15 protein-coding genes are annotated in these 15,080 nt (G+C 37.6%); all 15 read left to right on the top strand.

Annotated elements, in window-relative coordinates:
* Nucleotides 1–179: 179 nt before the first annotated feature.
* Nucleotides 180–1,043, top strand: coding sequence for a nitroreductase family protein (locus ACFFIX_RS15465; RefSeq protein ID WP_378935518.1), 864 nt, complete (start codon nucleotides 180–182; stop codon nucleotides 1,041–1,043).
* Between the two features lie 189 nt (nucleotides 1,044–1,232).
* Nucleotides 1,233–4,451: a DEAD/DEAH box helicase gene (locus ACFFIX_RS15460; protein WP_378935516.1), complete on the top strand. Its 3,219-nt coding sequence runs from the start codon at nucleotides 1,233–1,235 to the stop codon at nucleotides 4,449–4,451.
* Nucleotides 4,452–4,510: 59 nt separating this feature from the next.
* On the top strand, nucleotides 4,511–4,852 hold the full coding sequence (locus ACFFIX_RS15455; protein WP_378935514.1) for a zinc ribbon domain-containing protein YjdM: 342 nt from the start codon (nucleotides 4,511–4,513) through the stop codon (nucleotides 4,850–4,852).
* Nucleotides 4,853–5,266: 414 nt separating this feature from the next.
* Nucleotides 5,267–6,508 carry an urea ABC transporter substrate-binding protein gene (urtA, locus tag ACFFIX_RS15450; protein ID WP_378935512.1) on the top strand — a complete coding sequence of 414 codons (1,242 nt, stop codon included), beginning with the start codon at nucleotides 5,267–5,269 and terminating at the stop codon, nucleotides 6,506–6,508.
* 139 nt (nucleotides 6,509–6,647) lie between these two features.
* Nucleotides 6,648–7,550, top strand: coding sequence for an urea ABC transporter permease subunit UrtB (gene urtB / locus ACFFIX_RS15445; protein ID WP_378935510.1), 903 nt, complete (start codon nucleotides 6,648–6,650; stop codon nucleotides 7,548–7,550).
* A 17-nt stretch (nucleotides 7,551–7,567) separates the two neighbouring features.
* On the top strand, nucleotides 7,568–8,638 hold the full coding sequence (urtC, locus tag ACFFIX_RS15440) for an urea ABC transporter permease subunit UrtC (protein WP_378935601.1): 1,071 nt from the start codon (nucleotides 7,568–7,570) through the stop codon (nucleotides 8,636–8,638).
* Nucleotides 8,613–9,356: an urea ABC transporter ATP-binding protein UrtD gene (gene urtD / locus ACFFIX_RS15435; RefSeq protein ID WP_378935508.1), complete on the top strand. Its 744-nt coding sequence runs from the start codon at nucleotides 8,613–8,615 to the stop codon at nucleotides 9,354–9,356. The genes urtC and urtD overlap by 26 nt, the downstream gene beginning before the upstream one ends.
* Nucleotide 9,357: 1 nt before the next feature.
* A complete protein-coding gene (gene urtE / locus ACFFIX_RS15430; protein WP_378935507.1) occupies nucleotides 9,358–10,059 on the top strand; it encodes an urea ABC transporter ATP-binding subunit UrtE in 702 nt (233 codons plus the stop codon).
* Nucleotides 10,060–10,072: 13 nt separating this feature from the next.
* Nucleotides 10,073–10,375 (top strand): urease subunit gamma, encoded by a 303-nt coding sequence (locus ACFFIX_RS15425; RefSeq protein ID WP_378935505.1) that lies wholly within the window; start codon nucleotides 10,073–10,075, stop codon nucleotides 10,373–10,375.
* A 40-nt stretch (nucleotides 10,376–10,415) separates the two neighbouring features.
* Nucleotides 10,416–10,733, top strand: a complete 318-nt coding sequence (locus ACFFIX_RS15420) for an urease subunit beta (RefSeq protein WP_378935503.1) — start codon at nucleotides 10,416–10,418, stop codon at nucleotides 10,731–10,733.
* Nucleotides 10,734–10,735: 2 nt separating this feature from the next.
* Nucleotides 10,736–12,442 (top strand): urease subunit alpha, encoded by a 1,707-nt coding sequence (ureC, locus tag ACFFIX_RS15415; protein WP_378935501.1) that lies wholly within the window; start codon nucleotides 10,736–10,738, stop codon nucleotides 12,440–12,442.
* 10 nt (nucleotides 12,443–12,452) lie between these two features.
* The gene (gene ureE / locus ACFFIX_RS15410; RefSeq protein WP_378935499.1) at nucleotides 12,453–12,899 is read left to right on the top strand and encodes an urease accessory protein UreE; all 447 of its coding nucleotides are present in this window, start codon (nucleotides 12,453–12,455) and stop codon (nucleotides 12,897–12,899) included.
* Entirely contained in the window at nucleotides 12,892–13,578 is a 687-nt protein-coding gene (locus ACFFIX_RS15405; protein ID WP_378935497.1) for an urease accessory protein UreF, read from the top strand. The genes ureE and ACFFIX_RS15405 overlap by 8 nt, the downstream gene beginning before the upstream one ends.
* 47 nt (nucleotides 13,579–13,625) lie before the next feature.
* The gene (gene ureG / locus ACFFIX_RS15400) at nucleotides 13,626–14,243 is read left to right on the top strand and encodes an urease accessory protein UreG (RefSeq protein ID WP_378935495.1); all 618 of its coding nucleotides are present in this window, start codon (nucleotides 13,626–13,628) and stop codon (nucleotides 14,241–14,243) included.
* Entirely contained in the window at nucleotides 14,240–15,055 is an 816-nt protein-coding gene (locus tag ACFFIX_RS15395; protein WP_378935493.1) for an urease accessory protein UreD, read from the top strand. Before ureG ends, ACFFIX_RS15395 begins: the two co-directional genes overlap by 4 nt.
* Nucleotides 15,056–15,080: the final 25 nt, after the last annotated feature.

The following is a 15,080-nucleotide window of genomic DNA, read 5'->3' as shown; positions in this document are numbered from 1 at the left end:
TTCTTATTTTTTTGAAGGACTACAATACGAAGGGTGCGAATAATAGTAGAGACACTTCAATTACTTCACCCTTTCTTATGTTTACATACAGATCCTGTGATCAGATTTTCGATTATGGAGTCTAAACGAAGACTGCAGGTTTACTTTGTGTTAATAGTGTGAACTTCAGGAGGGATACGGTGAATTTTCAAAAATCGGTCATCGAGACAATGAGTAAGCGTCAGTCGATTAGAACGTATGAAACTCAAACTATATCAGAATCTCATTGTAAAAGAATAGAAGAGTACCTAAATCAGGACAAGAACCTAATCGGACCGTTTGGCAGAAAAGGCAAAATTAAGATAATACAGGTAACCGATAATGTCACGGACAAGGGGATTAAGTTGGGCACATACGGATTTATTAAAAACCCTAAAGCATATATAGTAGGTATCTCCGAAAATAATAAATACTCCATTGTAGAGTTTGCTCACACGTTTCACAAACTTGTTTTATATTTGACGGAGTTAGAAATAGGTACTTGTTGGATGGGTGGAACGTTCAACAGAAATTCGTTTGAGAAGGAAATATCATTAAATGCAGGAGAGTTTATTCCTGGTATAACACCTATTGGCTATCCCAAAGATAAACAACGAGTTTTTGACAAAGCGCTTCGTTTCGTTGTAAAAGCAGACAATAAAAAATTATGGGATAAGCTTTTTTATTCATCAACCTTCGAAAACTCTTTAGAAAAAAAACAAGCAGGTGAGCTTGGGTTACCGATAGAAATGGTAAGACTAGGACCATCTGCATCAAATAAACAACCCTGGAGACTTGTGTTAACTGAAGACAGAAAAGTTTGCCACTTTTACATAGAGCATACGCCGAACTATAGTGCTAAATTAGGATATGACATGCAGCTACTGGACATGGGGATTGCCATGTGTCAGTTTGAATTAGCATGTGATGAATTAGAAATTGAAGGAGGGTGGGTAGTTGAAGATCCTAAACTAGTACACCCGAATGAACAGATAGAGTATGTAGGTAGTTGGAAGACTATATAATAGTGTTAGTTTACTAATTTCCATAAATTCAATAGACCGTTAACCTCTATGATACAATTGTGATAATGATTTATAATTGTTAATTAGTGCACGCAAAGTTACATACTTCACCACCATTCTTTTAACATCAATCCATGAAAACAAGCCTAGATAAATAAAGAGAAATATCCTCTAGAAGGAGCAAGGCATTTGAATATAAAATTAAGTCAAAAAATCATAAAAGAAATGTGCGGTACAGTCTCCTTCAAAAGAGGAGATTCTTTTTATCGCGGGAATAACGTTACATTTAATCATTACAGTCCCGATATTTGTGAAGCGATGGTTATTGGCAAGGAAGATTTTCATGTCACCATTGAAAAAGAAGTCAACGGAGGATTTCGCACGTCTTGCAGTTGCCCAACGCTTGCATCTTTTCAAAAAGATTGTCAGCATATTGCGGCCGTTTTACTATCTATTTACGAACACCAGCGTCACGGAACAGTCCCTATATCTCCTAACGATTATTACTCTGACTCTTCCATAAATCAAGCACTGACAGAAGGTTTGCTTACCCTTTTCAATGATCAGCCTATACGATCAACCAGCCAACAGCTTCACTTTGAAAAAAGGCAAGTTCTTGATGTAGAGTTTACATGTAAGCCCGTCGCAATAAAAAATGGAGAACATATGTTGGGAATAGAACTTAAGATCGGTCCGACAAAAGTGCAAAATATCCGAGATTTTCTCGTGCGAGTCAAAGAAGGAATTCCCAGCCCTCTTTCCACTTTATTCACGTATGACCCGAGCCTCCATTGCTTTCAAAATGAAACAGATGCTGTGATTCAGCAGCTCATTCAAGTAATCCATGATGAAAAGGTGTACATAGGAGAATCGTCAAACAAATTAGATGTAATAAGCGATAATCAACTATTACTAATTCCTCCATCTTCTTGGGACAGGCTATTTCCTATACTTGAGAAAGCACCTATAGTGAAGCTTGAGTATGACTGGAATTTGTATGACGGTCTACACTTATCAAACGAACCACTTTCTTTAAAATTTGACTTTGCTGAAACAGACGGTAAAGATTATCAACTGAAAATCAATGGGATGAATCAAATGGTCGTGTTGAATTCTTATAAATCTGTCCTAGCCGAAGGAAGACTAATACAGATGAATAGTGAGGACTGTAAACGACTTTCAGAGCTAAAACAGATGCTGGATGCTTCGGGAACGAATCAAATTCCAATTCCTCAGGAGCAAATAGGTTTTTTCCTAGACAAAGTAGTTCCAGGTTTGAAAAAGTTGGGCGACGTCCAAATATCTAGAGCTATTTCTAATCAGATTGTAAAAAAACCATTAATTGCCAACTTGTATTTGGATCGTGTGAAGAACCGCCTGCTTGCTGGGCTAGAATTTCACTATGAAAATAATGTAATAAATCCTTTAGAAAGCAGGGAACGCAGGGCTGGCTCTATTCTTATTAGGGATGTCGAGAAAGAGGATGAGATCCTGAAGCTGATGGAAGAAAGCTTGTTTGCCAAAACGGACGAGGGATATTATCTGCATAATGAAGAGTTGGAGTACGAGTTTTTGTACCATGTCGTTCCCAAACTTCAAAACCTTGTCAAACTATATGCAACTACAGCAGTGAGAAATCGAATTTTCAAAGGGAATGCACGTCCGCAGATTAGGGTTAGGATCAAAAAAGAACGAACCGATTGGCTGGAATTCAAATTTGAAATGGATGGCATACCTGAAAAACATATCCGTGATGTTCTATTGGCTTTAGAGGAAAAACGGAAATATTATCGTTTGCGAAACGGATCACTACTCTCCTTAGAGACAAGAGAATTTGAAGAAATTAATCGTTTCATGAATGCACAACCTATCCAAAAAGAAGATCTGGAGAGTGGCTTGAATGTACCAATTGTCAAGGGTTTTCAGCTAATAGATACTGTTGATGGTCATGTATTCACGTTAGAAGAAACGTTCCTTGAGTTCTTGGAAAATATCCGCAACCCGGGCGGCCTGGAGTTCGAGGTTCCGGAGAGCTTAGAGTCAATATTACGTGATTATCAAAAACAAGGCTATAAATGGATGAAAACACTTGCCAGCTATAGCTTTGGAGGTATTCTAGCAGATGATATGGGACTTGGTAAGACGTTGCAAAGCATCACGTTCATTCTATCAGAGCTTCATGAAATACGTAGAAAGAATTTACCTGTCCTTATTGTTTGCCCATCATCCTTGATGTATAACTGGCTAAGTGAAATCATGAAGTTTTCCCCAGATCTACAAACCGTTGTCGTTGATGGCAATAAAAAAGAAAGAATTAGTATACAGAAGGATTTAACGGGTATGGATGTTGTCATTACCTCCTATCCGTTGTTACGTAGGGACATAATGTGGTTTGAGAAACAAGCATTTCACACAGTGTTTTTCGATGAGGCTCAAGTCTTTAAAAATCCTGTTACACAAACTGCACGAGCGGTAAAAAGGATCCAGGCAGATTATCGCTTCGCCCTCACTGGTACACCGGTTGAGAATTCAACTGAGGATCTGTGGTCAATTTTTCACGTTGTCTTTCCTGAATTATTCATGGGGTTAAAGGAATACAGTAACCTATCACGGGAAAAGATTGCCCGACGCATTCGTCCATTTTTGCTTCGTCGATTAAAAGAGGATGTACTTTCAGAGCTTCCTGAAAAAGTCGAGTCGATTGATTCGGTGGAATTGCTACCGGATCAGAAGAAGCTGTACGCAGCCTATTTGGCGAAGTTGAAACATGATACTTTGAAGCATCTGAATAAAGATAATCTCCACAAAAATCGCATTAAAATCTTGGCTGGTTTAACTCGGTTACGACAGATTTGTTGTCACCCAGCCTTATTTGTTGATGATTATAAAGGAAGATCAGCGAAATTTGAACAACTGATGCAGATTGTAGAGGAATCAAAGCTTTCTGGAAGAAGGGTGTTGATTTTCTCTCAGTTCACGAAAATGCTTGAGCTCATTGGTAGAGATTTAGCAAATCAAGGGCTCCCTTTTTTCTACCTTGATGGACAAACCCCATCAAAGGAACGGATGGAAATCTGTAATCGATTTAATAGAGGCGAACGTAATTTCTTCCTTATTTCCTTGAAAGCAGGCGGTACAGGCCTCAATCTGACTGGTGCTGATACAGTTATCTTATATGATATTTGGTGGAATCCTGCAGTCGAGGAGCAAGCAGCCGACCGTGCACATCGCATCGGTCAGACAAATGTTGTACAGGTCATAAAGCTTGTTTCCAGAGGCACAATCGAAGAAAAAATGAATGAACTACAAGAAAAAAAGAAACATATGACTAATGAAATCATTGGTTCTGAAGCAAAAGTGTCCTCTACTCTTACCGAAGAGGACATACGGGAGATATTGAAGATATAGAATGAGAAATAATAGGTTCTTATAGTAGAATGAACAATAAAGAATGGAGGAAATGAATTATGTCTAATTTGCCAAATTGCCCAAAATGTAATTCAGAATACGCTTACGAGGATGGAAGCCTTTTTGTTTGCCCAGAATGTGCTCATGAGTGGACTTTAGAAATAGAAACTGAAAATAGTGAAGATAAAAAAATAATTAAAGACGCCAATGGAAATGTCTTAAATGATGGTGACTCTGTAACAGTAATCAAAGATCTTAAAGTAAAAGGAACTTCATCAGTCGTAAAAATAGGTACAAAAGTAAAAAGTATACGTTTGGTTGATGGAGATCATGATATAGATTGCAAAATTGATGGTTTTGGAGCTATGAAATTAAAATCTGAATTTGTTAAAAAGGTATAATTGCGATTTTAATGCAACAAAATCTAAATATATTTAAAAAAATCAAGGACTATCAAAAATGATGGTCTTTTTTTTAGTCTAATTTTTTCCAAACTATTCGTAACGCTCCTACTGAACGGAATAATTCATGGGAGGTTTTCTAACGTTTAAACTTGTTGAAAATAAGACAATTTAATAATTTTTTAATAAAAAATAAAAAAACGAACAATAGTTTAAGATATAACAGTATTGTTAGCGTTTGCATATGTTTGTTGACTAAATATTCAAAAAAGTAATTGATTATCGAGGAAGATTCTGTATAATATGAATTGTAGACGGTGTTAGTTTTCCTTACATTATAAGTTATATATAATAACATCTAGGTTTTCATAGGAATCGCTAATGCGACAGAATAAATAAAAGGGGTGTTGATTAATGAAATTGAAAAGAGGATTTTTAGCTTTACTGGTTGTAGTGGTACTCCTGGGTGCTTGTTCGGCACAGACGAATGCACCTGCTAAAGAAACTGGATCCGATACTAGTTCAAGTAGTTCTGATGGTGATACGGTTCAAGTTGGGATCTTACATTCCTTAAGTGGCACGATGGCCATTAGTGAGGTTTCCTTACGTGACGCTGAGCTAATGGCAATTGAAGAGATAAATGCTGCCGGCGGTGTACTCGGAAAACAAATTGAACCGATTATCGAAGATGGTGCATCAGATTGGCCTACATTTGCAGAGAAAGCAAAAAAACTTCTTCAACAGGATAAGGTTGCAACTATTTTCGGAGGTTGGACATCAGCTAGCCGAAAAGCGATGTTACCAGTGGTAGAGCAAAACAATGGATTACTGTGGTACCCAGTACAATATGAAGGTATGGAGGAATCTCCTAACATCTTTTATACCGGAGCAACTACAAACCAACAAATTGTGCCTGCGGTTGATTGGATGTTAGAAAACGTTGGAAAAGACATATTCTTAGTTGGATCTGATTACGTGTTTCCACGAACTGCGAACAAGATTGTAAATGCTCAGTTAGAAACAAAAGGAGGAACGGCAGTTGCAGAAGAATATACACCACTTGGACATACAGACTACAACACAATCATTAATAAAATTAAAACGGCAAAACCCGACGTCATTTTTAATACGCTAAATGGGGACAGTAATGTCGCGTTTTTCAAGCAGCTTCAGGATGCTGGCATTTCAGCTGATGATATTCCCGTTTTATCAGTGAGTGTTGCAGAAGAAGAAATTAGGGGTATTGGAACAACTGTATTAGAGGGACATTACGCAGCATGGAACTATTTTCAAACGACTGACACTCCTGAGAATATAGAATTCGTTGAAAACTATAAAGCAAAATACGGTGATGACCGTGTAACTGGCGATCCAATTGAAGCAGCATATATTGCCGTTTACTTATGGGCTGAAGCAGTTAAAAAGGCAGGCTCATTTGATGTTGAAAAGGTGAAAGAAGCGTCAGATGGAATTGAGTTCAAGGCTCCTGGTGGAGTCGTAAAGATAGATGGTGAAACTCAGCATATATACAAAACTGTTCGAATTGGTGAAGTGCAAGCTAATGGTCAATTTAAGGAAGTTTGGAACTCTGGTGAGCTCATAAAACCTGATCCATATTTAAAAACGTATGACTGGGCATCTGGATTAGGTCAATAAACATCGGTAATTTAGTGTAGGGGTTAAGCTTAGCTACTCCTTTCGTTCCTTAAAGAGATTTCTAGTTAGATAGAACGAAAGGTGTATGCTACAAGCTTAGAAAAAAAGGTCAGTTCTAATCGTAAAGGAGGTAATGTCCTTGTCAATTATCGTTACACAACTTTTTAATGGCATTAGTCTCGGATCGATACTTTTATTAATTGCTTTAGGACTAGCGATTACATTCGGATTAATGAATATTATTAACATGGCTCACGGTGAATTTATTATGATTGGAGCCTATACTACATATGTTCTTCAACAAGCATTCATTCAATATCTTCCACAATCGGTCTTTAGTTATTATTTTATCATAGCAATTCCACTATCTTTTATCGTAGCTGCATTGATTGGTTTATTAATGGAGAAGACAGTAGTCAGATTTTTATACGAGCGTCCACTCGATAGTTTACTAGCAACATGGGGTGTTAGTTTGATCCTCCAGCAGGTTGCAAGGTCAATCTTCGGCGCTCCAAATGTTGCTGTGGTTGCACCTGAGTGGTTAAATGGAGCACTTACTTTAAATGTTATAACATTCCCTTACAAAAGACTCTTTATTATTGCTTTAGTTTTAATGAGTATTTTCACTTTAGTCCTTTATCTCTATAAAACGCCTTCGGGAAGAAGAATGAAGGCTGTTACGCTAAATCGTGATATGGCTTCATGTTTAGGTGTATCGACCAGAAGGGTTGATAGTACAGCATTTGCTTTAGGTAGTGGTTTTGCAGGTTTTGCAGGTTGCGCCTTAACATTAATTGGTTCAATTGGACCTACTTTAGGAACTGCTTATATTGTTGATGCATTTATGATTGTCATTTTAGGTGGTGTAGGGAAGTTAAAAGGAACGATTATTGCAGCATTAATGCTAGGGATATTAAGTACCTTTGTTGAGTTATCAACAAGTGCAACAATCGCAAAGGTAATCGTTTTTGCTTTCATTATTATCTTCTTACAATGGAAGCCGACTGGACTCGCAGGTGTGAAGGTAAGAGCTTTAGATTAATGGAGGTGCGGTAATTGATGAAGAAATATAGTCAAGGAGCGTATTACGGATTGTTTTTTCTATTAATCTTTATAGCTCCTTTCATGCTTTCGGACTTTAGAGTAGGTTTACTTGCTAAGTTTTTATGCTTTGCTATTATCGCCGTTGGAATTAGTCTTATCTGGGGTTATACAGGTATTTTAAGTTTAGGTCATGGTGTTTTCTTTGGCTTAGGGGCCTATTGCATGGGAATGTATTTAAAAATTGAGGCTTCACCAAGTGGAGTTCCGGATTTTATGGAGTGGAATGGAATAACAGAACTGCCGTTTATATGGACCTTATTTAAGAATCCTTTTTTTGCGATTAGTGCTGCGGTGATACTACCATTTTTAATTGCTTCAATTATCGGATATTTTACTTTTAAAAATCGAATTAAAGGGGTGTTTTTTTCCCTTATTTCCCAAGCTGTTGTTGTAGTAACAGTTACACTTTTTATCGGGAGTCAGCAAATTACAGGAGGAACCAGTGGACTAACGAACTTTTTTACAGTATTTCAATTACCACTAGCTGATCCGGAGATTAAAAGACTGCTTTACTTTTTAACTGCTATATTATTAGCAGCTGTAATGAGTTTATCCTTGTTACTTACAAAAACCCGTTTTGGACGATTACTAATTGCGATAAGAGATGGGGAAAACCGCCTCCGCTTTTTAGGCTATAATCCGGTAAGTTTTAAGGTTTTTATTTATGCCCTTTCAGCAGCTTTTTCTGGCGTAGCAGGTGCACTATTTGTTTTACAAGTTGGAATTATTTCTCCTGAAATGATGGGGATTATTCCATCAATTGAAATGGTGTTATGGGTGGCGATTGGGGGTAGACATTCTATCTTAGGGGCGGCAATTGGAGCTATCTTAACAAATAGTGCAAAAAGCTTTTTAAGTGAAGCATACCCTGAATTTTGGACAATTTTCTTAGGGGGATTATTCTTACTAGTTGTCTTATATTTACCGAATGGATTAGCTGGTTTAGTTCAGAATGTGCAGAAACGCTTCTCGAAAAAAGATAAAAAGGAGGCGGAAAAGCATGCAGCTGATTCTCTCGTGTCATAATGTTATGGTTGATTTTTCTGGTTTTAAAGCACTTCAAGGAGTTGATTTACAGGTTCAAAATGGAGAAATATTATTTTTGATTGGGCCAAATGGAGCTGGGAAAACAACGTTGCTAGATGTTATATGCGGAAAAACAAAATCAACAAACGGTGAGGTTCTCTTTAATGAAAGAATCTCACTTACAAAACTTCCAGAGCAGAAAATAGTTCATGAAGGTGTAGCAAGAAAATTTCAAGCTCCAAGTATTTTTTTACAGTTAACACCATTTGAAATTCTTGAGATTGCAATGAAGCAAAAAAAGGGTCTATTTTCGATTTTAATTGCCAAAATGTCGAAAGCTCAGCAAGAGAAGATTGAATTATTGTTAAAGAAAATTAATTTATATGATGTTCGTAATGACTTAGCTGGATCATTAGCACATGGACAAAAGCAATGGCTTGAAATTGGGATGCAGCTTATTCAAGAACCTAAACTTTTACTTTTAGATGAGCCCATTGCAGGCATGTCGGGAGAGGAACGTACGAAAACAGGAGAGTTAATCAAAGAGATTGCTAAGACATGTTCCGTATTAATAGTGGAGCATGACATGGATTTTGTTCGAAAGTTTTCAACAAGGGTTGTTGTCATGCATGAGGGTCGTGTACTTTGTGAAGGGACAATGGAAGAGATTAAGGAGAATGAAGAAGTGAAGAACGTTTATTTAGGAAGGAGTGGGTAAGATGCTATCTGTTTATGATCTCCAAGCTGGATATGATGAAACAATGATTTTACGAAACGTTCAGTTGAAAATTCCAAAAGGGAAAATAGTAGGTCTTCTTGGTCGTAATGGAGTTGGAAAAACAACGCTCATAAAGGTTTTAATGGGTCTTCTACCTGTTGTCCATGGAAAAATCCAATTTGAAGAAAAGGAATGGAGAAATGAGCGTCCAGAACATCGAGCAAGAGCAGGCATGGCCTATGTACCACAAGGAAGAGAGATATTTTCCGATCTGACTATAAAAGAAAACCTTCTCTTAGGTATGGAAGCTATTCCTAAATCAAAACGTTCATCTGTCATTCCACAAGAAATTTTTGAGTGGTTTCCTGTACTGGAGGAAATGATCAATCGCAAGGGTGGAGACTTAAGTGGTGGACAACAGCAACAACTTGCAATTGCACGAGCCATCATTTCAAATCCTAAGCTCCTCTTACTTGATGAGCCAATGGAGGGTATTCAGCCTTCAATCATTCAGTTAATTCAGGATGTGTTGGTGAAAATTTCAAGAGAAAAAGAAATGTCAATTTTATTAGTTGAACACAACTTAGATGCAGTTTTGGCTTGCGCTGACTTGTATTACATTCTTGATAAAGGACGAATGGTCATGAATGGTCAGTGCGATGAAATAAATGAAGATGAACTTCAAAAGCATTTAGCAGTATAAGGAGAGGTTGAAAATGAAGCTGACATCACGTGAGCAAGATAAGCTGATGATTGTCGTAGCTGCCGATTTAGCAAGAAGAAGACAGCAACGTGGATTAAAGTTAAATTATCCCGAAGCGATCGCCATAATTACATATGAGGTCATGGAAGGAGCAAGAGATGGAAAGTCTGTATCAAAGTTAATGCAATATGGCAGACAGATTTTATCACGCGAAGATGTCATGGAGGGAATATCGGAAATGATCCATGATATTCAAGTGGAAGCAACCTTCCCTGATGGAACGAAGCTAGTGACGGTGCATGAGCCTATCCAATAATCAAAATTTATAAGTCTATGCAATGAGAAGAGGGTGAAGCATGATACCAGGAGAATACAAGTTGAAAAAAGATCCAATAATTTGTAATCAAGGAAAACAGCCGATAATCGTGGATGTAATTAATAATGGTGATAGACCAGTGCAAATTGGCTCACACTTTCATTTTTATGAGATTAATAGATCATTAGAATTTGATCGGACAATAGCATTTGGTAGGAGGTTGAATATTCCAGCGGGGACGGCCGTACGTTTTGAACCAGGTGACCGGAAAGAAGTTGAACTCATATCATTTTCAGGTGAACGGAAAGTATATGGACTCAACAATTTAACAAATGCTGCACTAGAAAAAGGAGTGTAACAATGGGTTTTCAAATGTCACGACAGCAATATTCAGATATGTTCGGCCCAACTGTTGGTGATCAGGTAAGACTAGGAGACACGGAACTATTTATTGAAGTTGAAAAGGATTATACAACATATGGTGATGAAGTAAAGTTTGGTGGAGGTAAAGTTATACGTGATGGGATGGGACAGCATCCTTTAGCAACGAGAAGTGAGTCGGTAGATCTAGTTGTAACAAATGCATTAATTGTTGATTACACAGGCATATATAAAGCGGATATTGGTGTGAAGGATGGTCTTATAGCAGCTATAGGTAAGGCTGGAAACCCGCTATTAATGGATTCTGTTGATATTGTTATTGGGGCATCTACTGAAGTACTTGCCGGAGAAGGAATGATTATAACAGCAGGTGGTATCGATGCCCATATTCATTTTATTTGCCCTCAGCAAATTCAGACGGCAATAGAGTCTGGCATGACAACGATGATTGGTGGTGGAACAGGTCCTGCAACAGGGACAAATGCTACAACTTGTACACCTGGAGCTTGGAATATCCATAACATGCTAAAAGCCGCAGAGGAATTCCCGATGAATATCGGATTTTTAGGAAAAGGCAATGCGTCAAGTGAAGAGGCACTTATTGAGCAAATTGAAGCAGGAGCAATTGGCTTAAAGCTACATGAAGACTGGGGTACGACTGCTTCTACTATTGATAAAGCTTTAACTGTTGCAGACAAGTATGATGTACAAGTCGCGATTCATACAGATACATTGAATGAGGGCGGATTTTTAGAGGATACACTTCGAGCAATTGATGGACGTGTGATTCATACGTATCATACCGAAGGAGCTGGTGGAGGTCACGCACCTGATATCATAAAAGCTGCTTCATATTCTAATATCCTTCCATCGTCAACAAACCCAACAAGACCATATACAGTTAATACCATTGCGGAACATTTAGATATGTTGATGGTATGTCATCATTTAGACCCTTCTGTTCCAGAAGATTTAGCATTTGCAGATTCAAGGATACGTAAAGAAACCATTGCTGCAGAAGATATCCTTCATGATCTCGGTGTGTTCAGTATAATCAGCTCTGACTCACAAGCAATGGGAAGGGTTGGCGAAGTTATTACACGTACTTGGCAAACGGCTGACAAAATGAAGCGTCAGCGTGGAGAGCTTGTTGCAGGAGAAGAAAATGATAATGCAAGAGTAAAACGATATATCGCTAAATACACGATTAACCCGGCAATTACACATGGTATTTCAGAATATGTTGGATCAATTGAGGTTGGAAAAGTCGCTGATTTTGTTCTTTGGAACCCAGGTTTTTTCGGTGCAAAACCTGAATTGATTGTTAAAGGAGGCATGATTGCATGGAGCGTAATGGGCGACCCAAATGCATCCATCCCAACGCCACAGCCAGTCATTTATCGTCCGATGTTTGCAAGTCTTGGTAAAGCAAAATATTCAACATCACTAACATTTGTATCAAAAGCTGCATTTGAGCAAGGTGTGCATGAAAAGCTTGGTCTACAGAAAAAGATTTGTGTTGTGAAAGATACTCGTAAATTAACGAAGAAGGATATGGCTCTTAACGGTGAAACACCTGAAATTGATGTCGATCCACAGACATACGAAGTGAGGGTGGACGGTGAATTGATCACATGTGAACCAGATGACAAGGTTTCATTAGCACAACGATACTTTTTATTTTGAGGTGAAGGAAATGATCATTGAAGAAATTATTGGAAATATAAAACGAACAGAAAAACTACCTACTCATATTGAACGCGTTTATTTAAGAAGTGATGATTTAGTTAAGAAAATTCAACGAGTTAAAACCGACCACGGGAATGAGCTCGGCATTCGCCTTAAGGAAGCAAAGGATTTAAAGGATGGAGATATCCTCTTTCAAGATGAGAAAAATTCAATCGTCATTTCTGTGATAGAAGATGATGTTATCGTGATTCAACCGACTAGTCTCATTCAAATGGGAGAGATTGCTCATCAATTAGGCAACCGCCATTTACCAGCTCAATTTGAAAATGACGAAATGATCGTCCAGTATGATTACTTAGTTGAAAAGTTACTACAGGAACTTGATGTTCCATTTGTTCGTGAAAAAAGAACAATGAAGGAAGCATTCAAACATATCGGACATTCTCATGACTAACCAGCTGTTTCATTTGCTGCAAATTTGTGATTCGAATTTTCCTTCTGGTGCGTTTTCACATTCATTTGGTCTTGAAACGTATATACAAGAAGAAAAAGTGATAGATAAAGAAACCTTTTTATTTGCCCTTAAACAATTTATACATTCACAATTTGTGTATACAGACGGCTTAGCATGCAGATTCACCTATGAAACTATTCAAGAAGGTCAATTAGAAAAAGTATGGCAAATCGATCGAGAATTATATGCCCTTTCTAATGCAAGAGAAACACGAGAAGGTAACAAACGGATTGGACGTCAGCTAGTAAAAATAATGAATGAATTATATCGTAATGAACATCTAAAAAATTATGAAGCAAGAATAAAAGCAAAACAAAGCCATGGACATAGTTCACTTGTTTTTGCGATCGTATGCTTAGGGCTGAAAATTGATGTAACAACAACTCTATCAAGCTACCTATTTTCTACTACCTCTTCGCTCATTCAAAACGGGGTAAGGGGTATACCTTTAGGTCAAACAGATGGGCAAAAACTACTACATGAGATCCAGCCATTTCTCGATTTAACAGTTGAAAAGATCCTGAATCTATCTGAGGATGATTTTGGAGCAGGAGCACCAGGATTAGAAATCGCCCAAATGATTCATGAACAGCTATCAGTACGCTTGTTCATGTCTTAAAAAGCTTAGTAATCTACGAGTGTATAAAAATAGAAAGGGTGAGTTAAATGGGAGAGCCTATACGCATTGGAGTTGGTGGTCCTGTTGGGGCTGGGAAAACACTTTTAGTCGATAAATTAACACGTGAACTAAATATTGACTATGAGCTTGCTGTCATAACGAACGATATATATACGAAGGAAGATGCTCAATTTTTAATCAAAAACGGAGCATTGCCCGAGGATCGGATTATCGGAGTTGAAACTGGAGGATGTCCACACACAGCGATTCGTGAGGACGCGTCAATGAATTTTGCAGCAATTGAAGAATTGAATGATCGACATCCGAATCTTGATTTAATCTTTGTTGAAAGTGGTGGTGATAATCTTGCAGCAACGTTTAGTCCCGAACTTGTTGACTTTTCAATCTATATTATTGATGTAGCACAAGGAGAAAAAATCCCAAGAAAGGGTGGTCAGGGAATGATCAAATCAGACTTATTTATCATTAATAAGATTGATTTAGCACCATATGTAGGTGCAGACCTTGAAGTGATGAGAAAAGATACCCTGGCATCACGTGGTGATCGACCATTTATCTTCACAAATCTTAAGGATGGTACAGGTGTTTCTAATGTAATTGATTGGATTAAAAAGGAAGCTTTCTTGGTAGGACTCGAAGCATGACATATACAGGCTACCTTGAGCTAGAGGTAGGAAAAAAACATGATCGGTCTGTTATTACGAATAGTTACTTTGATGGGGTATTCAAGATAACTAGACCTACATATTCGCCTGGAGGTTTACCATTACTTACTCTCATTCATGTTGGCGGTGGCTATGTTGATGGAGATTCATACAAAACTAAGGTTTTAGTTAATGAATCATCACGATTAGCCCTTACTACACAAGCATCCACAAAAGTATATAAATCACCTCGTTTTGGTGTTAGTCAAACGATGGATTTTTACTTAAAGAACAATAGTGAATTGTACGTTAAACAGGATTCATTAATCCCTTATAAAGATGCAATTTTCACTCAATATATAAATGTATACATGAGTTCGTCTGCAGTTTTTTATTATACTGATATTATCACACCAGGTTGGTCGGAGGATGGGAAGTCATTTCAATATACTAAGGTTGCATCGAAACTGAAAATCTTTATGGATGGAGAGTTAGCGGTTTTTGATCACCAGCTACTACAACCGTGTGGACAATTTGAAAAAATAATGTATTTAGAAGGCTATTCACATATTGGCTCAATGTTTTTTATTCACAAACATATGAATCAGAGCCATATTGAAGAGTTAAGAGAACAACTAGGAAGTTATTCAAAACATATTCGTGTTGGAATCAGCTGTCTTCCTGTTAATGGAATGGTTGTCCGCCTACTTGCTCATAGTACACCTGTTATTGAATCGATATTTTCCAAGTGTGAAGAGTTTATTAGAAAACATTTATATAATGATGAAAAAATAGAGTGGAGAAAAGGTTAAAAGCTCTGCAAAATTCAATAGTAGA

It is taken from the genome of Metabacillus herbersteinensis (assembly GCF_042433335.1).
Classification (GTDB): Bacteria; Bacillota; Bacilli; order Bacillales; family Bacillaceae; genus Metabacillus; species Metabacillus herbersteinensis.
This window is presented reverse-complemented; position numbering and strand designations above follow the sequence as displayed.